This is a genomic window from Streptomyces sp. NBC_00442 (assembly GCF_036014195.1).
Taxonomy (GTDB): Bacteria; Actinomycetota; Actinomycetes; order Streptomycetales; family Streptomycetaceae; genus Streptomyces.
In genome coordinates this window covers 6,502,434-6,526,002 of the sequence record NZ_CP107918.1, presented here as the reverse complement: position 1 = coordinate 6,526,002, position 23,569 = coordinate 6,502,434, and the positions used below count along the sequence as shown (strand labels likewise).

19 protein-coding genes are annotated in these 23,569 nt (G+C 70.8%); 4 read left to right on the top strand and 15 right to left on the bottom strand.

The features are described 5' to 3' along the window. Nucleotides 1–42: 42 nt before the first annotated feature. The 4 genes from ruvX to OG432_RS29280 are packed head-to-tail and all read right to left on the bottom strand — an operon-like array spanning nucleotide 43 to nucleotide 3,965. Entirely contained in the window at nucleotides 43–507 is a 465-nt protein-coding gene (ruvX, locus tag OG432_RS29295; RefSeq protein ID WP_328315293.1) for a Holliday junction resolvase RuvX, read from the bottom strand. Next, complete coding sequence (alaS, locus tag OG432_RS29290; protein ID WP_328313949.1) at nucleotides 507–3,176, bottom strand: alanine--tRNA ligase; 2,670 nt, start codon at nucleotides 3,174–3,176, stop codon at nucleotides 507–509. The genes ruvX and alaS overlap by 1 nt, the downstream gene beginning before the upstream one ends. After that, entirely contained in the window at nucleotides 3,176–3,517 is a 342-nt protein-coding gene (locus OG432_RS29285; protein WP_328313948.1) for a DUF6167 family protein, read from the bottom strand. The genes alaS and OG432_RS29285 overlap by 1 nt, the downstream gene beginning before the upstream one ends. Nucleotides 3,518–3,524: 7 nt before the next feature. Next, a complete protein-coding gene (locus tag OG432_RS29280; protein ID WP_328313947.1) occupies nucleotides 3,525–3,965 on the bottom strand; it encodes a DUF948 domain-containing protein in 441 nt (146 codons plus the stop codon). 167 nt (nucleotides 3,966–4,132) lie between these two features. Between OG432_RS29280 and OG432_RS29275 the strand changes: the two genes are divergently transcribed. Further along, nucleotides 4,133–6,316 carry an ATP-binding protein gene (locus OG432_RS29275; protein WP_328313946.1) on the top strand — a complete coding sequence of 728 codons (2,184 nt, stop codon included), beginning with the start codon at nucleotides 4,133–4,135 and terminating at the stop codon, nucleotides 6,314–6,316. 21 nt (nucleotides 6,317–6,337) lie between these two features. On the opposite strand, the gene rpsD is transcribed toward OG432_RS29275, so the two are convergent. After that, on the bottom strand, nucleotides 6,338–6,952 hold the full coding sequence (gene rpsD / locus OG432_RS29270) for a 30S ribosomal protein S4 (RefSeq protein WP_053723667.1): 615 nt from the start codon (nucleotides 6,950–6,952) through the stop codon (nucleotides 6,338–6,340). A gap of 231 nt (nucleotides 6,953–7,183) precedes the next feature. Here rpsD and OG432_RS29265 point away from each other — a divergent pair, with 231 nt between their 5' ends. Further along, nucleotides 7,184–7,864, top strand: a complete 681-nt coding sequence (locus tag OG432_RS29265; RefSeq protein ID WP_328313945.1) for a DUF2470 domain-containing protein — start codon at nucleotides 7,184–7,186, stop codon at nucleotides 7,862–7,864. A gap of 42 nt (nucleotides 7,865–7,906) precedes the next feature. Here the strand turns inward: OG432_RS29265 and OG432_RS29260 are convergent, their stop codons facing one another. The 4 genes from OG432_RS29260 to OG432_RS29245 all read right to left on the bottom strand — a co-directional run bounded on the left by OG432_RS29260 (nucleotide 7,907) and on the right by OG432_RS29245 (nucleotide 12,399). Continuing rightward, nucleotides 7,907–9,262 carry a replication-associated recombination protein A gene (locus OG432_RS29260; RefSeq protein ID WP_328313944.1) on the bottom strand — a complete coding sequence of 452 codons (1,356 nt, stop codon included), beginning with the start codon at nucleotides 9,260–9,262 and terminating at the stop codon, nucleotides 7,907–7,909. Nucleotides 9,263–9,332: 70 nt separating this feature from the next. Then, nucleotides 9,333–9,971, bottom strand: a complete 639-nt coding sequence (locus tag OG432_RS29255) for a vitamin K epoxide reductase family protein (protein ID WP_328313943.1) — start codon at nucleotides 9,969–9,971, stop codon at nucleotides 9,333–9,335. Between the two features lie 440 nt (nucleotides 9,972–10,411). Then, entirely contained in the window at nucleotides 10,412–11,674 is a 1,263-nt protein-coding gene (gene hisS, locus OG432_RS29250) for a histidine--tRNA ligase (RefSeq protein WP_328313942.1), read from the bottom strand. 14 nt (nucleotides 11,675–11,688) lie between these two features. After that, nucleotides 11,689–12,399, bottom strand: coding sequence for an MBL fold metallo-hydrolase (locus OG432_RS29245; protein WP_328313941.1), 711 nt, complete (start codon nucleotides 12,397–12,399; stop codon nucleotides 11,689–11,691). Nucleotides 12,400–12,563: 164 nt separating this feature from the next. Between OG432_RS29245 and OG432_RS29240 the strand changes: the two genes are divergently transcribed. Together OG432_RS29240 and OG432_RS29235 are read left to right on the top strand one after the other, a co-directional pair. Next, complete coding sequence (locus OG432_RS29240) at nucleotides 12,564–13,346, top strand: peptidylprolyl isomerase (protein ID WP_328313940.1); 783 nt, start codon at nucleotides 12,564–12,566, stop codon at nucleotides 13,344–13,346. Nucleotides 13,347–13,550: 204 nt separating this feature from the next. Beyond that, nucleotides 13,551–14,780: a DUF349 domain-containing protein gene (locus tag OG432_RS29235; protein WP_328313939.1), complete on the top strand. Its 1,230-nt coding sequence runs from the start codon at nucleotides 13,551–13,553 to the stop codon at nucleotides 14,778–14,780. Nucleotides 14,781–15,395: 615 nt separating this feature from the next. Here the strand turns inward: OG432_RS29235 and OG432_RS29230 are convergent. From OG432_RS29230 to ruvB, 6 genes are all read right to left on the bottom strand, one after another. After that, the gene (locus OG432_RS29230) at nucleotides 15,396–17,960 is read right to left on the bottom strand and encodes a RelA/SpoT family protein (RefSeq protein ID WP_328313938.1); all 2,565 of its coding nucleotides are present in this window, start codon (nucleotides 17,958–17,960) and stop codon (nucleotides 15,396–15,398) included. Between the two features lie 224 nt (nucleotides 17,961–18,184). Continuing rightward, the gene (locus OG432_RS29225; RefSeq protein ID WP_328313937.1) at nucleotides 18,185–18,736 is read right to left on the bottom strand and encodes an adenine phosphoribosyltransferase; all 552 of its coding nucleotides are present in this window, start codon (nucleotides 18,734–18,736) and stop codon (nucleotides 18,185–18,187) included. Beyond that, on the bottom strand, nucleotides 18,733–19,839 hold the full coding sequence (gene secF, locus OG432_RS29220) for a protein translocase subunit SecF (RefSeq protein WP_328313936.1): 1,107 nt from the start codon (nucleotides 19,837–19,839) through the stop codon (nucleotides 18,733–18,735). Before secF ends, OG432_RS29225 begins: the two co-directional genes overlap by 4 nt. A 1-nt stretch (nucleotide 19,840) precedes the next feature. Further along, nucleotides 19,841–21,589, bottom strand: coding sequence for a protein translocase subunit SecD (secD, locus tag OG432_RS29215; RefSeq protein ID WP_328313935.1), 1,749 nt, complete (start codon nucleotides 21,587–21,589; stop codon nucleotides 19,841–19,843). A 144-nt stretch (nucleotides 21,590–21,733) separates the two neighbouring features. Next, complete coding sequence (yajC, locus tag OG432_RS29210; RefSeq protein ID WP_328313934.1) at nucleotides 21,734–22,222, bottom strand: preprotein translocase subunit YajC; 489 nt, start codon at nucleotides 22,220–22,222, stop codon at nucleotides 21,734–21,736. Between the two features lie 164 nt (nucleotides 22,223–22,386). Further along, complete coding sequence (gene ruvB / locus OG432_RS29205) at nucleotides 22,387–23,487, bottom strand: Holliday junction branch migration DNA helicase RuvB (RefSeq protein ID WP_328313933.1); 1,101 nt, start codon at nucleotides 23,485–23,487, stop codon at nucleotides 22,387–22,389. Between the last annotated feature and the right edge of the window lie 82 nt (nucleotides 23,488–23,569).

Here is a 23,569-nt window from a genome sequence, read left to right as displayed (position 1 = left end):
TTCGAATGCCTCCGCATCGGCCGGAACGTTACCGTATCGCGATCAGATAACCACTTCGACGCCTTCGCCCGGAGGCGTGTCTGACACCCGTTCGGCCTCAAGGGCGTTCTGGAGGATGATCACCGCGGCGGCCTGGTCGATGACCGATCTGCCCTTCTTCGCCTTCACGCCCGAGGCCCGCAGCCCCTGCGTCGCGGTGACCGTGGTCATGCGCTCGTCGACGAGCCGGACCCCGAGCGGGGCGATGCCGCGCGCCAACTCCTGGGCGAAGCGCCGGACTTTGGCGGCGGCCGGGCCCTCTCCCCCGTTGAGGGAACGGGGCAGTCCGACGATCACCTCGATCGGTTCGTACTCCGCGACCAGCTGCCGCAACCGCCGGTGGGCGGCCGGGACGTCGCGTCCCGGCACGGTCTCCACCGGCGTGGCGAGCACCCCGTCGGGGTCGCACGAGGCGACCCCGATCCGGGCGTCTCCGACATCGATCGCGAGTCGGCGTCCTCGGCGCATCACGCGGACTCGGCGACCTGGCGCTCGACGGCGTCGATGGCGTCGCCGATCGCGCCCGGGTTCTGGCCGCCGCCCTGGGCGACGTCCGGCTTGCCGCCGCCCCCGCCGCCGAGGGTCTTCGCGGCGGTGCGGACCAGCTCGCCGGCCTTGAGACCGCGCTCGCGGGCGGCCTCGTTGGTGGCGATGACGGTGACCGGGCGGCCGTTGGCCGTGGTGAACAGCGCGACCACCGCCGGGCGGTCGCCCTGGATGCGGCCGCGCACGTCGAGGACCAACTTGCGCAGGTCGTCCGCGGAGGTGCCGTCGGGGACCTGGCCGGTGACGAGAGCGGTGCCGCGGACGTCCTTCGCGGAGTCGACGAGACCGGCCGCGGCCTGGAGCACCTTCTCCGCGCGGAACTTCTCGATCTCCTTCTCGGCGTCCTTCAGCTTGCCGAGCATGGTCGAGATCTTCTCCGGCAGCTCTTCGGAACGGCCCTTGACCAGCTCCTGGAGCTGGGCGACGACCGTGTGCTCGCGCGCCAGGAAGTTGTACGCGTCGACGCCGACCAGGGCTTCGATGCGGCGCACACCGGAGCCGATGGACGACTCGCCGAGCAGCTTGACCAGGCCGAGCTGGGCGGTGTTGTGGACGTGGGTGCCGCCGCACAGCTCCTTGGAGAAGTCGCCGATGGTGACGACGCGGACCCGCTCGCCGTACTTCTCGCCGAACTCGGCGATGGCGCCCTGCTTCTTGGCCTCGTCGATCGACATGACCTCGGCCTGCACGTCGAGCTCGCGGGCGAGGACCTCGTTGATCTTCTGCTCGACGTCAGTGAGGACCGTGCCGGGAACGGCGGCGGGCGAACCGAAGTCGAAGCGGAAGCGGCCCGGCGAGTTCTCGGAGCCGGCCTGGGCCGCCGTCGGGCCGAGCGCGTCGCGCAGCGCCTGGTGCGTGAGGTGCGTCGCGGAGTGGGCACGGGCGATCGCGCGGCGACGCCTGGTGTCGATGGCGGCGTACGCGGACGCGCCGACGGTCACCTCGCCGACCTGGACGACACCCTTGTGCACGTGGACGCCGGGAACCGGCTTCTGCACGTCGCGGACCTCGATGACCGCGCCGCTGTCGAGTTTGATGCGGCCCTGGTCGGCGAGCTGGCCGCCGCCCTCGGCGTAGAACGGGCTGCGGTCGAGGACGACCTCGACCTCGTCGCCCTCGGTCGCGGCGGGCGAGGGCACACCGTCGACGAGCAGGCCGACGATGGTCGACTCGTTCTCGGTGGAGGTGTATCCGGTGAAGTCGGTGGCGCCGGAGGCGTCGGCCACCTCGCGGTAGGCGGACAGGTCGGCGTGACCGGTCTTCTTGGCGCGGGCATCCGCCTTCGCCTGGTCGCGCTGCTGCTTCATCAGGCGGCGGAAGCCGTCCTCGTCCACGGAGAGGCCCTGTTCGGCGGCCATTTCCAGGGTGAGGTCGATGGGGAAGCCCCAGGTGTCGTGGAGCAGGAACGCCTTGTCGCCGGCCAGGACCGTGCCACCGGTGGCCTTGGTCTCGGTGATGGCGGTGTCCAGGATGTTGGTGCCGCCGCGCAGTGCCTTGAGGAAGGCGGCCTCTTCGGCGAGGGCGACCGTCTCGATGCGCTTGCGGTCGGTGACGAGCTCGGGGTACTGCTGGCCCATCGTCTTGATCACGACGTCGATCAGGTCCCGCACGACCGGACCGGTGGCGCCCATGAGGCGCATGTTGCGGATGGCGCGGCGCATGATGCGGCGCAGCACATAGCCGCGGCCCTCGTTGCCCGGCGTCACACCGTCGCCGATGAGCATCACGGACGTGCGGATGTGGTCGGCGACCACACGCATCGAGACGTCGGACGTGTGCTGGTCGCCGTAGCGCACGCCGGTCAGCTCGGTGGCCTTGTCCATGACGACGCGCAGGGTGTCGGTCTCGTACATGTTCTGCACGCCCTGCAGGATCATCGCGAGGCGTTCGAGACCCAGGCCGGTGTCGATGTTCTTGGAGGGCAGGTCCCCGAGGATCGGGAAGTCCTCCTTGTTCTCGCCGGCGCCGCGCTCGTACTGCATGAAGACCAGGTTCCAGATCTCCACGTACCGCTCGTCGTTGACGGCCGGGCCGCCCTCGACGCCGAATTCGGGGCCGCGGTCGTAGTTGATCTCGGAGCAGGGCCCGCACGGTCCGGGCACGCCCATGGACCAGAAGTTGTCCTTCTTGCCCAGGCGCTGGATGCGCTCGGCGGGCACGCCGATCACGTCGCGCCAGATCGTCTCGGCCTCGTCGTCGTCGAGGTAGACGGTGATCCAGAGCTTCTCGGCCTCCAGGCCGTAGCCGCCGTCCGCCACGGAGCCGGTGAGCAGCTCCCAGGCGTACTTGATGGCGCCTTCCTTGAAGTAGTCCCCGAAGGAGAAGTTGCCGCACATCTGGAAGAACGTGCCGTGCCGGGTGGTCTTGCCGACCTCTTCGATGTCCGGCGTGCGCACGCACTTCTGCACGCTGGTGGCGCGCGGGGCGGGCGGCTTGGTCTCACCGAGGAAGTACGGCTTGAAGGGGACCATGCCCGCGTTGACGAGCAGCAGAGTCGGGTCGTCCGCGATGAGCGACGCCGAAGGGACGACGGTGTGCCCGCGCTCCTCGAAGAAGCTCAGCCAGCGGCGGCGAATCTCGGCCGACTCCATCAGTGGTCCTCATTCCGGTTGTACGAATGCTTGGGGTACTGCTGCTTGCTGTACCGCTCTTGCGCGGTTTCGATCGCGACGAGGCGGCGCTGCGCGGGGAGTTCGCGCACCTCGCTCTCGCCGATGCCCAGGACGTCGTTGAGTTCGGCCTCGCGCTGCGCCATGCCGGACTTGATGTCGAGGGCGAAGTCCTTGAGCCGGTGGCCGGCCTCGACCGCCTTGTCGGCGGTGCGCGCGGCCAGGCTCTCGGGCGTCAGTTGTTTCAGCTTCCGGTTGACCTTGGTGGTGGCCCAGACTCCGGCGGCCGCGCCCGCGGTGAACCAGAACGTACGGCGGAACATCGAAGCGTCAGCCCTTTCGCTTGGAGCGCCGTGCGGACGGCACGGTCCGCCCGACGATCACGGTTCGCCGGCCCTGCCGAGCCTGCGGGTCGGCGGGTTCGGCGCCCTTGCGGCCGAGCGCGCGGCGCACTCCGTATCCGAAGGCGGCCACCTTCACCAGCGGCCCCCCGAAGGTGGAGGCGACGGTGGTGGACAGCGCGGACGCGTTGGAGGTGACCTCTTGGACGTCCGAGGCGATGGCGTCGACCCGGGCCAGCTGGGTCTGGGCGGAGCGCACCGCGGTGGAGGCGTCCGCGAGCAGGGGGATCGCCTGGTCGGTCACGTCCGCGACCAGGCGGGTCGTCGCCTTCAGCGTCTGGGCCAGCCTCACGAGAACGACCGCGAGGAAGGACACCAGGATCGCCCAGAAGACGGCCACCAGGATCCCGGCCACCTCACCACCGGACACTTGCACCGCTCCCCGCAACCTGTCGGAACTCGAAAACCTCGAAAAATACAGCCCTGTGAGCCTATCGCGCCGAGGATCGCTTCCCCTACCGCATCCCGGCCCGCCACAAGCGGAGTTGCCCAAGCCGATTGTACGCAGTGCATACCCTTGAGTACGCTGCGTGTTCCATGCGCTCCCATCTGCCCGCAGAGTTGAACCGCTTCGTCGGGCGAGACCGAGACCTGGCCCGTCTCGACCGTCTGCTCCGCGATGCGCGCATGGTGACGGTGACCGGCGTCGGCGGCGTCGGCAAGACCCGGCTCGCGCTGCGGGCGGCGGCCACCGCGGCCGAGCAGGAACGGTACTGCGACGGCGTCCGGCTGGTCGAGCTGTCCTGTCTCAACGATCCCGGGCTGCTCGACCATGCCGTCGTCGAGGCCCTCGGTCTCGCCGACCGCACGGCGCGAGCTCCGCGCCATCTGCTGCTCGACCATCTCGCGGAGCGCGAACTCCTGCTGGTGGTCGACGGGTTCGAGCAGTTGGTGGACGCCTGCGCCGAGCTCGTGCGGGAACTCATGCGCGGCTGCCCGGGTTTGCGGGTGCTCGCCGCGGGGCGGCTGCCGCTGCGGATCGACGGCGAGCAGGTGTTCACGCTGGCCCCGCTGGACGACGCGGACGCGCTGGCGCTTTTCGCCGAGCGCGCGGCGGCCGCGCGGGCCGGCGAGCGGCCGGCCGAGGGTCACGAGACGGCGGCCGCCGAGCTGTGCCGCCGGCTCGACGGGATCCCGCTCGCCCTCGAACTGGCGGCGGGCCGGCTCGGCGCGCTCTCGGTGGAGCAGCTCCTTCGCCGTCTCGACGACCGGTTCCGGCTGCTCACGGGCGGCGGGCGGGGCGCGCTCCCCCGCCACCGGACGCTGCGGACGACCATCGGCTGGAGCCATGAGCTGTGCACGGCGGCGCAGCGACTGCTGTGGGCGCGGCTCTCGGTGTTCGCGGGCACCTTCGATCTGGAGGCCGTCGAGTACATCTGCGTGGGCGCCGATCTTCCGCAGGAGGAGGTGCTCGACGTGCTCGGCGAGCTGATCGACCAGTCGCTCGTGGTGCGTGAGGACGGCGCGGGCGGCGTGCGCTACCGCCTGCTGGACACGGTCCGCGAGTACGGCGCCGAGTGGCTTGCCGAGACGGGGGACGCCGAGCGTCTCCACCGACGTCATCGCGACTGGTACCTGGGGCTCGCCACCTGGTGCGAGCTGGACTGGTTCAGTCCCCGCCAGACCGAGGTCGCGACCCGGGTGGAGGGCGAACTGCCCAATCTGCGGGCCGCGATGGAGTTCTCGCTGACCTCGCCCGAGGACACGCACCTGGCCCAGTATCTGGCGGGCACGCTGTGGTTCTGCTGGGTCGGCTGCGGGCGGCTGGCGGAGGGACGGCACTGGCTGACGCAGGTCCTGGACGCCGAGAGCGAGCACGACAGTTCGCGCCTGAAGGCCTTGTGGGTGCTCGGCTATGTGGCGGTGCTCCAGGGCGACGCGGTGGCGGCGATCGCCGCGTTGCAGGAGTGCCGCGAGGAGGCCGAGCTGCGCGGCGACGTGGTGGCGGCGGCGTACGCCGTGCACCGCTCGGGGTGTCTGGCCCTGGTCACCGACGACATGCCGCGCGCCGAGGAGCTGCTGCGTGCCGCGCTCGCCGGGTACGAGGAGGTCGGGGAGCTCAACAGCAATGTGCTGATGGGCCAGGTCGAGATGGCGATGGCGGTGGGGTTCCGGGGCCGGCTCGACGAGGCGGTGGCGGTGTGCGAGCAGGTCGTGGAGGTGTGCGACGACCACGGGGAGCGCTGGACCCGCGCCTATGCGCAGTACGTCCTCGGCTACGCGGCCTGGGTGGGCGGCGACCCGGACGGGGCGCGCCGGCTGCTGCGGGAGACCCTCTCCGTGAGCCATGCCTTCCACGACCTGGTGGGCACGGTGCTCACCCTGGAGATGCTGGCGCTCGTCGCCGTGGACACCGGGGATCCGGTGGAGGCGGCCGTGCTCCAGGGCGCGGCCGAGCGGATCTGGCCGTCGGTGGGCCTGCCCCTGTTCGGCTCGGCCTACTTCTACGCCGCGCACGTGCTGTGCGAGGAGCGTACGAGGGAGCGCCTGGGCGACCGGGCGTACGAGGAGCACCGGCGCCGGGGCTCGCGGATCGAGGCGGGGACGGCGGTGGCGCGTGCGCTGGGGAGCGGCCAGGAGGCCGACGGGGCACGGGAGTTGGCGCCGCACCAGGAGGCGCAGCCGCACGACGGGACGCAGCCGCACGACGGGGCCGGACATGCGGAAGCCCGCCGCCTCCCGCTCCGTGTGGAGCGGGGGGACGGCGGGCTGAAGCGCTGAGGCTCCGGTATTACGCCGTGATCAGCGGGCGTAGTACTCGACGACGAGCTGCTCGTCGCAGATGACCGGGATTTCCTTGCGGTTCGGGTCGCGGTCCAGGCGGAAGGCCAGGGCCTTCAGGTTCACCTGGAGGTAGCGCGGGGTCTCGCCCTCGCCGGCGTAGCCACCCTCGCGGGCGACCTGGAAGGGGACCTTCTCGCGGCTGCGCTCGCGGACCGTCACGACGTCGTCGGGACGGACGCGGAACGACGGCTTGTCGACCTTGCCACCGTTGACCTGGATGTGACCGTGCACGACCATCTGGCGGGCCTGGTAGATGGTGCGGGCGATGCCCGAACGCAGGACCAGCGCGTCGAGGCGGCGCTCGAGCTCGACGACCAGCGCCTCGCCCGTCTTGCCTTCGGCCTTCTTGGCGCGGTCGTAGGCGCGCGCCATCTGGCGCTCGCTGATGTCGTACTGGGCGCGCAGACGCTGCTTCTCGAGCAGACGGACCTTGTAGTCCGAGTTCTGCTTGCGGCCACGGCCGTGCTCGCCCGGCGGGTAGGGGCGGGCCTCGAAGTACTTGACGGCCTTCGGCGTCAGCGCGATGCCGAGCGCACGGGACTTCTTGACCTTGGGACGCGACTGGTTAGGCACGTTCTCCAAACCTCCATGGTTGGGTTAGGTTAGGCTCACCTTACTCAAGGAGATCGCATGTCGCGTCCGGGGAACACCAGTCACATCACGGACAACACGAAGAAGGGCGACCCTGCTCCCGAAGGAGGGGTCGACTCCACCAGCCCGCAGTCGAAGCACGGGGCCGGTCACGTGACGGAGGTCCGATCAGATCGTGGTCAGCCGCGTCCCAGCGGACTTGAAATCGCGCGGATGCCGTCAGCAGCCGAGCGCACACGAACTCTCGTACATAGTACCTGCTCGGCGGTGCTGCTCGTACCGGGCCTCACGGCGGCCCGCCCGGAGCAGCTCGCCGCCGACGTCCGCAGCGTCGGTCCCGACGGCGACGTCTTCCTCGTCCTCCCCGCCGATTCCCCGGCCGTACGGGCCGCCACGCACGCGCAGGACGACGAGGTGCGGGCGGTCCTGGAGATCACGGACGTGGCTCCGGTCTCCGTCCCCCACCGTATCCGGGGCCGCGCCTGGGTCTCCGGCTGGCTGACCCTGGTACCCGGCCAGGCGGGCCCCGGCCGCATGATGCTGCGCCTGGAAGTCGGCGACGCCTGCGTGGACGACCTGTGGGGCGCGAGCAGCGTGGACGCCGAGGAGTTCGCCTCGGCGGAGCCCGATCCGCTGGTACGGCACGAGACCGAACTGCTCCAGCATCTGGCCTCGGCGCACGGCGAGCGGGTGGGGCTGCTGTGCGGTCTTGTGGAGCGCGAGGACGTGGCACGCGTCACGCCGCTGGCGCTCGACCGGTTCGGTCTGCGTGTGCGCTTCGTCCGGGTCGACGGTCACACCTTCGACGCGCGCTTCGACTTCCCCGAGCCGGTGCACGACATCACGGCACTGCGCCGCGCCCTGCACCGGCTCTTCGAGGTGGCGGCCGGCTGAGAGCGGGGCCTAGATGAGGGCTGGGCCTAGATGAGGGCTGGGCTACTCGCCGGCCCGGCCCAGGCGCTCCCGCACCTTCTCCACCACGTCCGCGTACCGCGCCTCCGCCCCGTAGCGCGTCGGCTCGTAGTAGCGCCTGTCCGCCACCGCGTCCGGGGCGTACTGCTGGGGCGCGATGGCGCCCGGCACGTCGTGCGGATAGACATAGCCCTGGGCATGGCCCAGCTTGGCCGCGCCCTTGTAGTGACCGTCCCGCAGATGGGGCGGGACGGGGCCCGCCAGGCCCTTGCGGACGTCCTCCATCGCGGCGGCGATCGCCGTCGTCGCGGAGTTGGACTTCGGGGCGAGGGCCAGCGCGATCGTGGCGTGGCTGAGGGTCAGGGCGGCCTCGGGGAACCCAATGAGGGCCACCGCCTGCGCCGCGGCGACCGCCGTCGGCAGCGCGGTCGGATCGGCCAGGCCGATGTCCTCGCTCGCGGAGATGATGAGGCGGCGCGCGATGAAGCGCGGGTCCTCGCCGGCTTCGATCATGCGGGCCAGGTAGTGCAGCGCCGCGTCGACGTCGGAGCCGCGGATCGACTTGATCAGCGCGCTCGCCACGTCGTAGTGCTGGTCGCCGCCCTTGTCGTACGTCACGGCCGCCCGGTCGACGGTCTCCTCGACCGTCTGGAGCGTGATCTCCTGCTCCGATTTGGCGAGGGCCGAACCGGCCGCCGCCTCGAGGGCGGTCAGCGCGCGGCGCGCGTCGCCGCCCGCGATGCGCAGCAGATGCGCCTCGGCGTCCGAGGGAAGGGTGACCGCCGAGCCCAGGCCTCGCTCCTCCACGAGCGCCCGCTGGATCAGGGCCCGCAGGTCGTCGTCGGTGAGCGGTTCGAGCGTGAGCAGCAGGGAGCGGGAGAGCAGGGGGGAGATCACCGAGAAGTACGGGTTCTCCGTCGTCGCCGCGATCAGCGTGACCCAGCGGTTCTCGACCGCCGGGAGCAGGGAGTCCTGCTGGGCCTTGGAGAAGCGGTGGATCTCGTCGAGGAAGAGGACGGTCTCCTTGCCGAAGCCTCCGATGGCGCGACGCGCGCCGTCGATGACCGCGCGGACCTCCTTGACCCCGGCAGTGATCGCCGAGAGCTCGACGAACCGCTTGTTCGTGGCCTTGGACACCACGTACGCCAGCGTCGTCTTGCCCGTGCCCGGCGGGCCCCAGAGGATCACCGAGGACGGTCCTGCCGGGCCGCCCGCGCCCTCCCCCACCAGCCGCCGCAGCGGCGAACCCTGCTTCAGGAGGTGCTGCTGGCCGACCACCTCGTCCAGGACGCGCGGGCGCATCCGTACGGCCAGGGGGCTGCCCGCCGGGTCTTTCTCTTGGCGGTCCTCTGCGGCTGCGGTGAAGAGATCGGGTTCCACGTCCACGAGCCTAGGGCACGCCACTGACAACGCCGCCGGCCTGCGGCGACGCAGGTCGGCGGGCAGCCGGTCAGCTGGTCCAGAAGTCCCACCAGCGCGTCAGGATCAGCATGCCGATGATCCCGATGTGCAGCACGGGCAGCACCCAGGTGAACTCGGAGAGGAAGTTCTTGGCCCAGCGCGGCGCCGGCAGCAGGCCCTTGCGGAGGTTGAACGACGTCACGTACCAGAACATCAGGATCGTGGCGACCCACGCCAGGCAGCACCACAGGCAGAGCGAGTTGATGCGGTACAGCGACTGGAACTGGAGCCAGCTGACGAAGCAGACGCCGAACAGGGTGCCCGCGTTGAAGGTCAGCCAGTACCAGCGGCGGAAACGGCCGCCGGCCAGGATGCTCATGCCGACGCAGACGACGATGCCGTAGGTCACCAGACCCAGCATCGGGTTCGGGAAGCCGAAGGCCGCCGCCTGGTGGCTCTTCATGATGTTGCCGCAGGACACGACCGGGTTGAGGCTGCACCCCGGCACGAAGTTCGGGTTCTCCAGGAGCTTGAACTTGTCGAGCGTGATCACCCAGGCCGCCAGCACACCGGCGGCGCCGGTGATCACGAGCAGCCACGCGAAGGCCCGGCTGCCGCCGATCGCACCCTCGCTGCTCACCTCCCGGTGGCCGGAGTCGGAGGAGACGTCGTCAAGTGTTGTGGTCATAGCTCCGGTCCGTCATCCCGTCATCGTGGTCGTCCTGTGCGTGCCGCCGCATCATTCTGCCGCACGGGGCGCACTGTCCACCGTTCGATGAACATAAGGAGGACCGCCCGGGGCTCCGAATGTCGTGCCCGTGGCTCGGACGGGCGCCGATCCGGCGGCTCGCCGCCGCATGGATGGTCCGGGCCGTCGGGCGGAGCCGCGAACGGGCGTGTCCCACCGGCGCGTTGGAGCAGAGCCGCGATGAGGTGGCCGAGCGCCGGAACCTGGCGGAGGCTCCTGCCAGGAGGCGCTGTCCAACCCCGCCAAGCACGCGGGCGCCGGGGCGGCCGCGGGTTCGCCTGGAGAGCCAGGGGCGCGGCGAACCGCGCGAGCTGCCACGCACGGCCGGAGCCGGACCCGGACCCGGACCCGCACCGGCACCCGCACCCGACCCCCGGCCGTCAGGCCAGGCGCTCCCGGACCGTGTCCACGATCGTGTCCAGGGCCACCGGGACCTGCTCCCCGGACTCCATGTCCTTCAGCTGGACCACGCCCTCCGCGAGGTCGCGTTCGCCGGCGACCAGGGCGAAGCGGGCCCCGCTGCGGTTCGCGTTCTTCATCGCGCCCTTCAGGCCCTTGCCGCCGAAGCTGAAGTCGGCCGAGATTCCGGCCCGGCGCAGTTCCGTCACCTTGGTGAAGAGCATGCGCCGCGCCTCTTCGCCGAGCGGGACCGCGAACACGCTGGTGGTGGAGGGGATGGCGAGGGTCACGCCCTCGGCCTCCAGGGCCAGGACCGTACGGTCCACGCCGAGCGCCCAGCCCACCGACGGCAGCTCGGGGCCGCCGATCATCTCGGAGAGGCCGTCGTAGCGGCCGCCGCCACCCACCGCGGACTGCGAGCCGAGACCGTCGTGGACGAACTCGAACGTGGTGCGGGTGTAGTAGTCGAGGCCGCGCACCAGCTTCTCGTCGTCCTCGAAGGCGACGCCCTCCGCCGTGATCAGGGCGCGCACCTCCTCGTGGTACGCCTTGCACGCGTCGCACAGGTAGTCGCGCAGCACCGGCGCGCCGACCAGCTGCTTCTGCACGTCGGGGCGCTTGTCGTCGAGGACCCGCAGCGGGTTGATCTCGGCACGGCGGATCGTCTCCGCGTCGAGGTCGAGACCGCGCAGGAACGACTGGAGGGCCTCCCGGTAGACGGGGCGGCACTCCTTGTCGCCGAGCGAGTTGAGCAGGATGCGGAAGTTCCGCAGGCCGAGCGAGCGGTACGCGTCGTTCGCCAGGATGATCAGCTCGGCGTCGATCGCCGGGTCCTCCGCGCCGATCGCCTCGGCGCCGACCTGCGAGAAGTGCCGGTAACGGCCCTTCTGCGGGCGCTCGTAGCGGTAGTACGAGCCCGAGTACCAGAGCTTCACGGGGAGGTTGCCCGCCTTGTGCAGGTTGGCCTCCAGGGCCGCGCGCAGCACGGAGGCGGTGCCCTCGGGGCGCAGCGCGAGCTTGTCGCCGCCCTTGGTCTCGAAGGCGTACATCTCCTTCGTGACGATGTCGGTGGACTCTCCGACACCGCGCGCGAACAGTTCGACCTTCTCGAAGCCGGGCGTCTCGATGTAGCCGTAGCCGGAGTTCCGCAGGGGCGCGGCGATCGCCTCGCGCACCGCGAGGAACGTCGCCGAGTCGGGCGGGAGCAGGTCGTAGGTGCCCTTGGGGGCCTGGAAGGTGCTCATGGGAAGGCTTCTCGTCACATTCCTCGTCGGGGAGAGGCGATGCCCTCTCCCTGGCCGGCGGCCACCTGCCGCAGATACGGGTTGGTGGCGCGCTCCTGGCCGATGGTCGTCTGGGAGCCGTGGCCGGACAGCACCACGGTCGAGTCGTCGAGCGGCAGGCACACGCGGCCCAGCGACTCGAGGAGCTCGGCGTGGCTGCCGCCGGGCAGGTCGGTGCGTCCGACGGAGCCGGCGAAGAGCAGGTCGCCCGAGAACAGGATCGGAGGGATGTCCTCCGCCTCGGGCAGCCCGAACGTCACCGACCCCTTGGTATGGCCGGGCGCATGGGAGACGGTCAGCTCCATCCCGGCGAGCGCCAGCCTGGCGCCGTCGGTGAGCTCCTTGACGTCGTCCGGCTCCCCCACCGTGAGCTCGCCCATGAGCTGCGCGCCGAAGGCACGGCCGAGGGCCTTCTCCGGGTCGCTCATCATGTAGCGGTCGTCGGGGTGGATCCATGCGGGTACGTCGTGGGCTCCGCAGACCGGGACGACCGAGGCGCAGTGGTCGATGTGGCCGTGGGTGAGGACGACGGCGACGGGCTTGAGCCGATGCTTCTTCAGCGTTTCCTCGACGCCCTGGGTGGCCTGGTGGCCGGGGTCGATGATCACGCATTCCTCGCCTGCGGCGGGGGCGACCAGATAGCAGTTGGTCCCCCAGGCCCCGGCGGGGAACCCGGCAATCAGCACGATCGTCCTCGATTTCTTGCACGGCGGGTGATGCGGCGGGTGATTACGGCTGCTCAGAGCCTACCGGCGCTGCTCCGGTCACAGCGAACCCATATACGGTACGGGACACAGTCAGCTCGTACGCACGTACCCGCACCCCACGAGACCGCACAAGGAGACGACCGGTGGTCAGCAGCGAACAGCGTCGGCGCCAGCTCGCGCGCGAGAAGTTCGAGCGGCAGCAGCAGCGCCGGGAGACGGCCCGGCGCAAGGCCAGGCGCCGCAACACGGTCATCGCGGCCGCCCTCGCGGTGGTCGTGGCGGCGGGCGGCGCGGCCTTCGCGACGGGCGCGTTCTCCGGCGACGGCAAGAAGAAGTCGGACAGCGCGGCCCCCTCGAACAGCCCGTCGCCGTCGGCCAGCTCCACGCCCGAGCCGAAGATGGCCGTGGACACCAAAGCCACGTACGACATGGCCCTGAAGACGAACTCCGGTGACATCACGTTCGCGATGGACGCGGCGAAGACCCCGCACACGGTGAACTCGTTCAAGTACCTCGCCGACAAGGGCTTCTTCAACAACACCAAGTGCCACCGTCTGACCACGCAGGGCATCTTCGTGCTGCAGTGCGGCGACCCCGAGGGCACCGGCTCGGGCGGTCCCGGCTACACGATTCCCGACGAGAACCTCACGGGCCTCGGCAAGGCGGGCTCCGACGGCACGGTGACCTACCCGGCGGGCACCGTCGCGATGGCCAATACCGGCCAGGCCCACACCGGCGGCAGCCAGTTCTTCCTGGTCTACAAGGACAGCAAACTGCCGCCCACCTACACGCCGTTCGGAACGATCGACGCGGCCGGCCTCAAGGTCGTGCAGGACGTCGCCAAGGAGGGCGTCGAAGGTGGCGCGGGCGACGGGGCGCCGAAGAAGGCCGTCACCATCGAGAAGGCCGCCGTCACCAAAAAGTGACGCGGTCGGCCGCCCGGCACCGAGCGTGAACCGCTGAATTCGGCCGCGCTGAGTGCGGACAGCCGGGCGGCCGGTCGCCTAGATTGGCGTTGTGCAGCGCGGGCTCGTACCGCGCTGTGGAGGGCGGGCGGGACCCGCCGGGAAACTGTGGACGATGCCCCGGGGGAGGAACCCCTCGCGCAGGCATCATGTGGAGGAGGCGCTGTGAGCAGCGACCCGTGGGGCCGTGTCGACGAGACGGGCACCGTGTATGTGCGTACAGCCGAGGGCGAAGTGGTCGTCGGATCGTGGCAGGCGGGCTCTCCGGAGGAGGCTCTGGCCTACTTCGAGCGCAAGTACGAGGGCCTGGTTGTCGAGATCGGCCTCCTCGAACGACGGGTGAGGACCACCGACCTGTCGGCGAAGGACGCGCAGACCGCCATCGCCCATCTGCGCACGCAGGTGGACGAGCATCACGCGGTCGGTGACCTCGACGCGTTGCGGGGGCGCCTCGACAAGCTCGTAGCCACCGTCGAGTCGCGCCGCGAGGAGCGCAAGGTCCAGAAGGCCAAGCAGACCGACGAGGCCAAGCACGCCAAGGAGGCGCTCGTCGCCGAGGCCGAGGAGCTCGCGCAGAGCGAGCAGTGGCGCTCGGCCGGCGAGCGGCTGCGCGCCCTCGTCGACACGTGGAAGGGGCTGCCGCGCCTCGACCGCAAGTCGGACGACGAGCTGTGGCACCGCTTCTCGCACGCGCGCTCGGCGTTCTCCAAGCGGCGCAAGGCGCACTTCGCGTCGCTCGACGCGCAGCGCGAGGAGGCCCGCAAGGTCAAGGAGAAGCTGGTCGTCGAGGCCGAGGCGCTGTCCGCGTCGACGGACTGGGCCACGACGGCCGCGCGCTACCGCGACCTGATGGCGGACTGGAAGGCGGCGGGACGCGCCCAGCGCGAGGCCGAGGACGAGCTGTGGAACCGCTTCCGCGGCGCGCAGGACGTCTTCTTCGCGGCGCGCAGCGAGGTGTTCGCGGAGCGGGACGCCGAGCAGACCGAGAACCTCAAGCTCAAGGAGGAGTTGGCCGTCGAGGCCGAGAAGATCCTCCCGGTGACCGACCTGAAGGCGGCCCGCGCCGCGTTCCGCTCGGTCAACGAGCGCTGGGAGGCCATCGGCCACGTGCCGCGCGACGCGCGTCCCAAGGTCGAGGGCCGGATGCACGCCGTGGAGCGGGCGATCCAGGAGGCCGAGGAGGCCGAGTGGCGCCGTACGAACCCGGAGGCGCGGGCGCGTGCGGCCGGCCTCACGGGGCAGCTCCAGGACGCCGTCGACAAGCTGCACAAGCAGATCGACACGGCGCGTGCGGCCGGCAACGACAGCAAGGCGGACAAGCTGGCCCGCGAACTGGAAGGCCGCCAGGCCCTCCTCGACCAGGCCCTCAAGGGCCTGGAGGAGTTCGGCGGCTGACCCCGCCCCGCCCCTGCGTGAGGCCCCCCGCGCCCTTTCGGGTTCGGGGGGCCTCACGCACGTTCCCCCGGCGAAGGTCCGTCCCCAGCCCCGAGAGGCGCGCGCCCAAACCCTCACGCGCCTCCCCCACGGCGAGCACAACCGGCCGACTCCGGGTGCCCCACAGGGGGCGCGAGACTGTGACACTTGCGCGGCTCCGCCGCGGTGAGCGCGACCGGCCGACTCCGGGCCCCCTACAAGGGGCGCGAGACTGTGACACTTGCGCGGCTCCGCCGCGGTGAGCGCGACCGGCCGACTCCGAGTGCCCCACAGGGGCGCGGGGAACTGCGCGACCAGCCACCCACGGCCCGCAGCCGAAAGCCGGAAGCCGGGGGCCCTGGGGCTCCGCCCCAGACCCCGGGACTCGCCCCACCCCGCCCCCTCCCGAAACCCTCCGGGGGTGGAAAGGGGCCGAGGTTCGAGCCTCTGGGGCTCCGCCCCAGACCCCGTTCGCGCCCTGGGCGCTCGTCCTCAAACGCCGGACGGGCTGACTGCGCCGCCAGGCACCGAGCGGTCAAGGGGCGCGGGGAACTGCGCTGACGGACGCGCGCCCCCAGGACCCCGCATGCCGCCCGCCTAAGGGCGCCGCGCGGACGTCACCCGGTACACGTCGTACACACCCTCGACCCCCCGCACCGCCTTGAGGACGTGCCCGAGGTGCTTGGGGTCGCCCATCTCGAAGGTGAAGCGCGACGTGGCCACCCGGTCGCGGGACGTCTGCACGGCCGCCGAGAGGATGTTGACGTGCTGGTCGGACAGGACCCGCGTGACGTCCGACAGGAGCCGGGAGCGGTCGAGCGCCTCGACCTGGATGGCTACCAGGAAGACCGAGGACTGGGTCGGCGCCCACTCCACTTCGAGGATCCGCTCGGGCTGCTGGGACAGCGAGTCCACGTTCACGCAGTCCGCCCGGTGCACCGAAACACCGCTGCCGCGCGTGACGAAGCCGATGATGGGGTCGCCCGGCACCGGCGTACAGCAGCGCGCGAGCTTGACCCACACGTCGTCGACGCCCTTGACGACGACACCCGGGTCCGCGTTCTTGCGTCGCTTGCTGCGGCCCCGCGACGGCGGCGCCGACTCCGCGATGTCCTCGTTGGCCGCGTCCTCGCCGCCCAGCGCCTGCACCAGCTTCTGCACGACGCCCTGGGCCGCGACGTGGCCCTCGCCGATCGCCGCGTACAGCGAGGAGATGTCGGGGTAGCGCATCTCGTGGGCGAGGGTGACCAGCGAGTCGCCGGTCAGGATCCGCTGGATCGGCAGGTTCTGCTTGCGCATGGCACGCGCGATGGCGTCCTTGCCCTGCTCGATGGCCTCTTCGCGGCGCTCCTTGGAGAACCAGGCACGGATCTTGTTGCGGGCCCGCGGCGACTTGACGAAGCCGAGCCAGTCCCGGGAGGGCCCGGCACCGGACGCCTTGGAGGTGAAGACCTCGACCAAGTCGCCGTTGTCCAGGGTGGATTCGAGCGGCACGAGCCGTCCGTTGACCCGTGCGCCTATCGTGCGGTGGCCGACCTCGGTGTGGACCGCGTAGGAGAAGTCGACCGGGGTCGAGCCGGCCGGGAGCGCGATGACGTCGCCCTTGGGCGTGAAGACGAAGACCTCGTTGCGGGAGAGGTCGAAGCGCAGCGACTCCAGGAACTCGCTGGGGTCCTCGGTCTCCTTCTGCCAGTCGAGCAGCTGGCGCAGCCACGCCATGTCGTTGAGGTGGTCGTCCTTGCCGGTCTTCTTCGGTGCGTCGGTGCGCACCTTGGAGGCGCCGGCGGACGGGTCCTGCTTGTACTTCCAGTGCGCGGCGATGCCGTACTCGGCGCGGCGGTGCATGTCGAAGGTGCGGATCTGGAGCTCGACCGGCTTGCCGTTGGGGCCGATGACCGTCGTGTGCAGCGACTGGTACATGTTGAACTTGGGCATCGCGATGTAGTCCTTGAACCGGCCGGGGACCGGATTCCATCGCGCGTGGACCGTGCCGAGCGCCGCGTAGCAGTCGCGGACGGTGTCGACCAGGACCCGGATGCCCACCAGGTCGTAGATCTCCGCGAAGTCACGGCCGCGGACGATCATCTTCTGGTAGACGCTGTAGTAGTGCTTGGGGCGGCCGGTGACGGTCGCCTTGATGCGGGCCGCGCGCAGGTCGGACTGGACCTCGTCGGTCACTATGGCGAGGTACTCGTCGCGCTTGGGGGCGCGCTCGGCGACGAGCCGCACGATCTCGTCGTACATCTTGGGGTAGAGGATCGCGAAGGCGAGGTCCTCCAGCTCCCACTTGATGGTGTTCATGCCCAGGCGGTGGGCGAGCGGCGCGTAGATCTCCAGCGTCTCGCGCGCCTTCTTCTCCTGCTTCTCGCGCTTGAGGTACCGCATGGTGCGCATGTTGTGCAGGCGGTCGGCGAGCTTGATGACCAGGACGCGGGGGTCCTTGGCCATCGCCACGACCATCTTGCGCACGGTCTCGGCCTGCGCCGCGTCGCCGAACTGGACCCGGTCGAGCTTGGTGACGCCGTCGACGAGCAGGGCCACCTGGTCGCCGAAGTCGCGGCGCAGGGTGTCCAGGCCGTACTCGGTGTCCTCGACGGTGTCGTGCAGCAGGCCCGCCATCAGGGTGGCCGGATCCATGCCCAGCTCGGCGAGGATCGTCGTCACCGCGAGGGGGTGCGTGATGTACGGGTCGCCGCTCTTGCGCTTCTGGCCCCGGTGCCAGCGCTCGGCGACCTGGTAGGCCTTCTCGACCTGGCGCAGCGTGGCGGTCTCGATCTTGGGATCGTTCCCGCGGACTATCCGCAGCAGCGGTTCGAGCACCGGGTTGTACGCGGACGAGCGCTGCACGCCCAGACGGGCGAGGCGGGCGCGGACCCGGTTGGACGAGCCGGCGGAACGGGACACCGCACCGGCCGGCACCACGGGCTTCGCGACGGGCGCGGGAGCCGGGGCCTCGGCGGGGTCCTTGGCCGGGTCCTTGGCGGGGGCCTCGGCGGGGTCCTTGGCCGGGGCCTCGGCCTCCTCGGCCGGAGTCCCGGCCCGCTCGGGCGCCGCGGGCTTCGGCTCGGCCGCGGGCTCGGAGGGCGTGGCCGGGGCCGCCGCGGGCTCTTCGGCCTTCTTCTCGGGCTCCGCGGCGGAGAGTGGCTGGGCCTCGTCTGGCAAGAGCGCTCCTCTGGGGGTCCCCCGGGACGGAGTCTGGGGGAGGGTCCGGGTCCCCGGTCAGGCCCGGACGTACATGGTATCGAGCCACGGGCCCCGGCTCTCCCTCGGCCGGGTGGCAGGGGCGCCGCGGGCCGTCGGCCGGGCGTGACGGTGGTGTCGTGCGAAACACCGAAGGCGGGCGCCGGATTCCTCCGGGCCCGCCTCGGCGGCGTCGTACCGACCGGTCAGACGGTGATCAGGGCGTCCAGCGGGGCGCCGTCCAGGACGGCCTCCAGGCGCCGGCGACCGCTGAGGAAGCCGAGCTCCATCAGGACGGCGACCCCGGCGACCTCCGCTCCGGCCCGGCGGATCAGCTCGACCGACGCCTCGGCGGTGCCGCCGGTGGCGAGCACGTCGTCGATCACCAGGACGCGGTCGTCCCCGCTGAGGTCCTCGGCGTGCACCTCGATCTCCGCGGTGCCGTACTCCAGCTCGTACGCCTGCTTGAGGGTGGCTCCGGGGAGCTTGCCCGCCTTGCGTACGGGGATGAAACCGATCCCGGCGCGGACCGAGACGGGGGCCGCCAGGATGAAGCCGCGGGCCTCAAGGCCGACGATCTTCGTCGCGCCGTGCTTCACGCACAGGGCGGCCAGCGCGTCGGTGAGGGCCGTGAACGCCTCCGGGTCCGCGAGCAGCGGTGTGATGTCCTTGAACATCACACCCGGCTTCGGGTAGTCCGGCACGTCACGGATGCGGCTGAGCAGCAGATCCACGGTCTCGGTGGAGACGCTCGTCATCGGCGCTTCCCCCGGTTGTTGCGGCTCGGCTGACGACGCTGGCCGACGACCGCGCCCGCGGTCTGTGCGTCGTCGTCGCCCTCGTCGTCGAAGGGCGCCGCGTCCTGCGGTTCCTCCTCGGTCTCCCCCTTGGCGGCGGCCGCCGCGCGCTTGGCGAGCACCCGCTTCTTGAGGGCCTTCATCTCCGGCATGGTCTCCTTCAGGTCGGCGACCAGCGGAGTGGCGATGAAGATCGAGGAGTACGCACCGGCCGCGAGGCCGACGAACAGCGACAGGGAGATGTCGTTGAGCATGCCTGCGCCGAGGACGCCGCCACCGATGAACAGCAGGCCGGCCACCGGGAGCAGCGCCACGACCGTGGTGTTGATGGAACGGACCAGGGTGCCGTTGAGGCTCTTGTTCGCCATCTCGCTGTAGGTGAGCCTGGTCTGCTTGGTGATCCCCTTCTGGCCCTCCTTGAGTCCGTCGAAGACGACGACGGTGTCGTAGAGGGAATAGCCGAGGATCGTGAGCAGACCGATCACCGTGCCGGGGGTGACTTCGAAGCCGACCAGGGCGTAGATGCCGACCGTGATGGTGAGGTCGTGGATCAGGGCGACCAGGGCCGCGAGCGCCATCCGCCACTCGAAGGCGATGGCCAGATAGATCACCACCAGGATCATGAAGACGATCAGGCCCGTCCAGGCCTTGTTGGCGATCGTCTCGCCCCAACTGGGGCCCACCAGGTCGGCGTTGATGTCCTTCGCCGGGAGCTTGAGGTCCTTGGCGAGCTCGGCCTTGATCTGGTCGGCCTTGGCCGTGTCGACGCCGCCGATGGTGATGCGCAGCGTGTCGTTGCCGAGCTTCTGGACGATCGCGTCGTGCCCGGAGGCGGACTTGGCCGCGCTCTCCGCCTGTGAGGCGGAGACGGTGGTCTTCGGGGTGGTGAAGACCGCGCCGCCCTCGAATTCGATGCCCATCGTCAGACCCCGCACCGCCAGGCCGACGATGGCCGTGATGGTGATCAGGATCGAGATGCCGTACCAGATCTTCCGCTTGCCGACGAAGTCGTAACCGACCTCACCGCGGTACAGCCTGGCGCCGAGAGTGCCGAGCTTCGACATCTCACGCCTCCTTCGGGTTGTCGACGGGGGCGGAGGTGGTGCGGCGGGCGCGGCGCAGCGGGGGCTTGGCGCCGAGCCGCTTCGGGTCGAGCCCGGACCACGGGTGACCGCTCGCGAAGAACGGGCGGCGGGCCAGGAGCGTCATCACCGGCTTGGTGAAGAGGAACACCACGACCACGTCGAGCAGGGTGGTCAGACCCAGCGTGAACGCGAAGCCCTGGACCTTGCCGACGGTCACGATGAAGAGCACCGCGGCGGCGAGGAAGGACACGAAGTCGGAGACGAGGATGGTGCGCCGGGCGCGCGGCCAGGCCCGCTCGACGGCGGGACGCAGGGTGCGGCCCTCGCGGATCTCGTCACGGATGCGTTCGAAGTACACGATGAACGAGTCCGCCGTGATGCCGATGGCGACGATGGCACCGCAGACGGCGGGCAGGTTCAGCGCGAAGCCGATACCCGGGCCGAGCAGCGCCATGATCGTGTACGTCAGGATCGCCGAGACGACGAGGCTGAGGATGGCGATCAGGGCGAGGCCGCGGTAGTAGGCCACCAGGTAGATGATGACGAGACCGAGGCCGATGGCGCCGGCGATCAGACCGGCGTGCAGCTGGTCGGCGCCGAGGGCCGCGGTCACGGTGGTGACGCTCTGCTCCTGGAAGGAGAGGGGCAGCGCACCGTAGGAGAGCACGTTGGCCAGGTCCTGGGCGGACTTCTGGTTGAAGCTGCCGGAGATCTCGGCGGAGCCGCTGAGCGTGGAGCTCACGGTGGGCGCCGAGACGACCTGGTTGTCCAGGGCGATCGCGAAGCGGTTGTTCGGGTACTGCTGCTGCGAGAGCTTCCCGGTGATCGACGCGAACTTCTTCGAGCCGCCGCCGGTGAAGTCCATCTGAACGATCCACTGACCGTTCTGGTTGATCACGGCCTGCGACTTGGCGACGTCGGTGCCGTCGACCTCGGCCGGGCCGAGGATGTACTTCTCCGACCCGTCCTGGCTGCACGCCACGGTCGGGTCGGTGGACTTGGCGCCTTCGCCGGCCTTGGCGGCCTGACCCTTCTTCGGGTCGCAGTCGAGCGCGGTGAACTGCTGCTGCAGCTTGGCCGCGGCGGCCTGGGCGTCGGCGGACGAGGAGGGAGCCGGGGTGGGGCTGCCGGACTTGCTCGCGCTCGGTGTCGGCGAGGCCTTCAGCGCGTCGGTGACGGCGCGCCCCTGCGGGCTGCTCTTAGCACTCGGCGTGCCCTTGCCGGAAGCGCTCGGCGTGGCCTTGGGCGTGCCCTTGCCACCGGCGCTCGGCGTGGCAGACGGGCTCGGGGAACCGCTGGGGGTGGGCGTCGGCGAGCCCTGGGCGGCCGTGAGCACCGGCCGGAAGTAGAGCTTCGCGGTCTGGCCGACCTGCTGGCGGGCCTGCTCGGAGTCCGTACCCTTGGGGATGTTGACAATGATGTTGTCGTTGCCCTGGGTCTGGACCTCGGCCTCGGTGACGCCAAGACCGTTGACACGGCGGTTCATGATCTGAACCGCGGTCTCCATGTTGGTCTTGTTGATCGCCGACTCCTGGCCGGGCTCGGCCTTGGCCTTGAGCGTGATGCTCGTACCGCCCGCGAGGTCGATGCCCAGCCTCGGAGTGGTGTGGTGGGACCAGAACATCCCACCGGTGAGCGCGACCATGGCGATGAGGATGAAGGCCAGGGCGCGGCCCGGCTTGCTCTGACCCCCCGCCGCCGGCCTTCGGCCCTTGTTCGGTGCTGCCACCTTGTCGTTTCTCCCTGTCCAACCGCCCGGCGCCGGGTGTGCGCGCAGGCGGCCACGAAGTGGTGTGGGGACGTCCCCCGCGGAAGTCGGCCCGCTCCGGGGACCGCGCGCGCCGGTCGGGCGCCGTGCGGTCCCGGTGCGTGACTACTTCGCTTCGGCCCCGCCGTCGGCCTTGCCGTCCTTGCCGTCCTCGGGCGTTGCCGCGTCGGCGTTCTTCGCCTCGGCAGCCCCGTCCTTCTTGCCCAGGTCGATCTTCGCCTCGTCCGCGACCGCGGCGTCCGCCTCGGCGGCTTCGGTGGCCGCGGTCAGCGACGACGCGTCGTCCGGCACCGCCGGGAGCTCTTCCTCGGTGTCGCCGTGCACGATGCGGTTGTACTCCGCGTCGGACAGGACCGCGCCGACGGCGTTCTTGGCGTAGACGGCGTGCACGCCGGGCGCCACCTCCAGGAGGACCGTCTCGTCGCCGATCTCCTTGACGGTGGCGTACATACCCCCGATGGTGCGGATACCGGTGCCGGGCTGCATCTCGTCACGCATGGCCGCGGCGGCCTGCTGCTTCTTCTTGGTCGACCGGGTCATCAGGAACATGGCCCCGATAAGCAAAACCAAGGGGAGGAGGGTAATAGGGCTCACGGGACGGAACTTCCTTCGCATGACCACACGCGGAGCGCGGCCTGATCTGGGGGTGGGTACGCCGGCCTGGAAGGGCGGCATCGGCGGAGTCTAAGCGAGTCCGCACAGATGGAACAACGCCCAGCATCCCACCGGGGTTCCTCCGGGTGCGACCCTCCGCGCCGTCACGCCCTGAAGAGCCCCTGTTGTCCGCTTCCTGCGGGGCCGCCGCCCTGCTGCGGCGGTACGAGACCGAGGTGGGCCCAGGCCGCGGGGGTGGCCACCCGGCCGCGCGGGGTACGGGCGAGCAGGCCCTCGCGGACCAGGAAGGGCTCGGCCACTTCCTCGACGGTCTCGCGCTCCTCCCCCACCGCCACCGCCAGGGTGGACAGGCCCACCGGGCCGCCGCCGAACAGCTTCAGGAGGGCCTGGAGCACCGCACGGTCGAGGCGGTCGAGGCCGCGGGCGTCGACCTCGTACACCCCGAGGGCGACCGAGGCGATCTCGGGGGTGATGACGCCGTCGGCCTTGACCTGGGCGTAGTCACGGACGCGGCGCAGCAGCCGGTTGGCGATGCGGGGGGTGCCGCGCGAGCGGCCCGCGATCTCGGCGGCGCCGGCCGAGTCGATCTCCACGTCGAGCAGCCGGGCCGAGCGGTGGATGACGCGCTCCAGCTCGGAGGGCTCGTAGAACTCCATGTGTCCGGTGAAGCCGAAGCGGTCGCGCAGCGGGGGCGGCAGCAGGCCGGCCCGCGTGGTGGCGCCGACCAGGGTGAAGGGCGGCAGTTCGAGCGGGATCGCGGTGGCGCCGGGGCCCTTGCCGACGATGACGTCGACCCGGAAGTCCTCCATCGCCATGTAGAGCATCTCCTCGGCCGGCCGGGACATCCGGTGGATCTCGTCGAGGAAGAGGACCTCGCCCTCCTGGAGGGAGGAGAGGATCGCGGCGAGATCGCCGGCGTGCTGGATGGCCGGACCGCTGGTGATGCGGATCGGGGCGCCCATCTCGGCCGCGATGATCATGGAGAGAGTGGTCTTGCCGAGGCCGGGGGCGCCGGAGAGCAGGACGTGGTCGGCGGTGGCGCCGCGGGCGCGGGCCGCGCGCAGGACCAGGTCGAGCTGCTCGCGGACCTTTTCCTGGCCGACGAACTCCTCCAGGTCCTTGGGGCGCAGGGCGGCTTCGACCGCGGTGTCCTCGCCGTCGGCGTCGGCCCCGACCAGGCGGTCGCCGGGGCCATCGGCGGTCGCCGACAGATCCGCGGTGTCGGAGCTGTCTTCCCAGTTCATGCGGTGTGCCTCGGATCGTGGTCGCGGTGGGTGGTGCGGGTTCGGGAGCCGGGGCCCGGGGGCTCCGGCGGATCGGGGGCGG

Excerpts from the sequence above, each read along its gene's own strand:
- OG432_RS29285 (WP_328313948.1), bottom strand. The coding sequence starts at position 3,517 with ATGTTCCGCCGTACGTTCTGGTTCACCGCGGGCGCGGCCGCCGGAGTC.
- secF (WP_328313936.1), bottom strand. The coding sequence starts at position 19,839 with ATGTCGAAGCTCGGCACTCTCGGCGCCAGGCTGTACCGCGGTGAGGTC.
- OG432_RS29265 (WP_328313945.1), top strand. The coding sequence starts at position 7,184 with ATGCCGTCAGCAGCCGAGCGCACACGAACTCTCGTACATAGTACCTGC.
- ruvB (WP_328313933.1), bottom strand. The coding sequence starts at position 23,487 with ATGAACTGGGAAGACAGCTCCGACACCGCGGATCTGTCGGCGACCGCC.
- hisS (WP_328313942.1), bottom strand. The coding sequence starts at position 11,674 with ATGAGCACCTTCCAGGCCCCCAAGGGCACCTACGACCTGCTCCCGCCC.
- OG432_RS29225 (WP_328313937.1), bottom strand. The coding sequence starts at position 18,736 with ATGACGAGCGTCTCCACCGAGACCGTGGATCTGCTGCTCAGCCGCATC.
- ruvX (WP_328315293.1), bottom strand. The coding sequence starts at position 507 with ATGCGCCGAGGACGCCGACTCGCGATCGATGTCGGAGACGCCCGGATC.
- OG432_RS29275 (WP_328313946.1), top strand. The coding sequence starts at position 4,133 with ATGCGCTCCCATCTGCCCGCAGAGTTGAACCGCTTCGTCGGGCGAGAC.
- alaS (WP_328313949.1), bottom strand. The coding sequence starts at position 3,176 with ATGGAGTCGGCCGAGATTCGCCGCCGCTGGCTGAGCTTCTTCGAGGAG.
- OG432_RS29255 (WP_328313943.1), bottom strand. The coding sequence starts at position 9,971 with ATGACCACAACACTTGACGACGTCTCCTCCGACTCCGGCCACCGGGAG.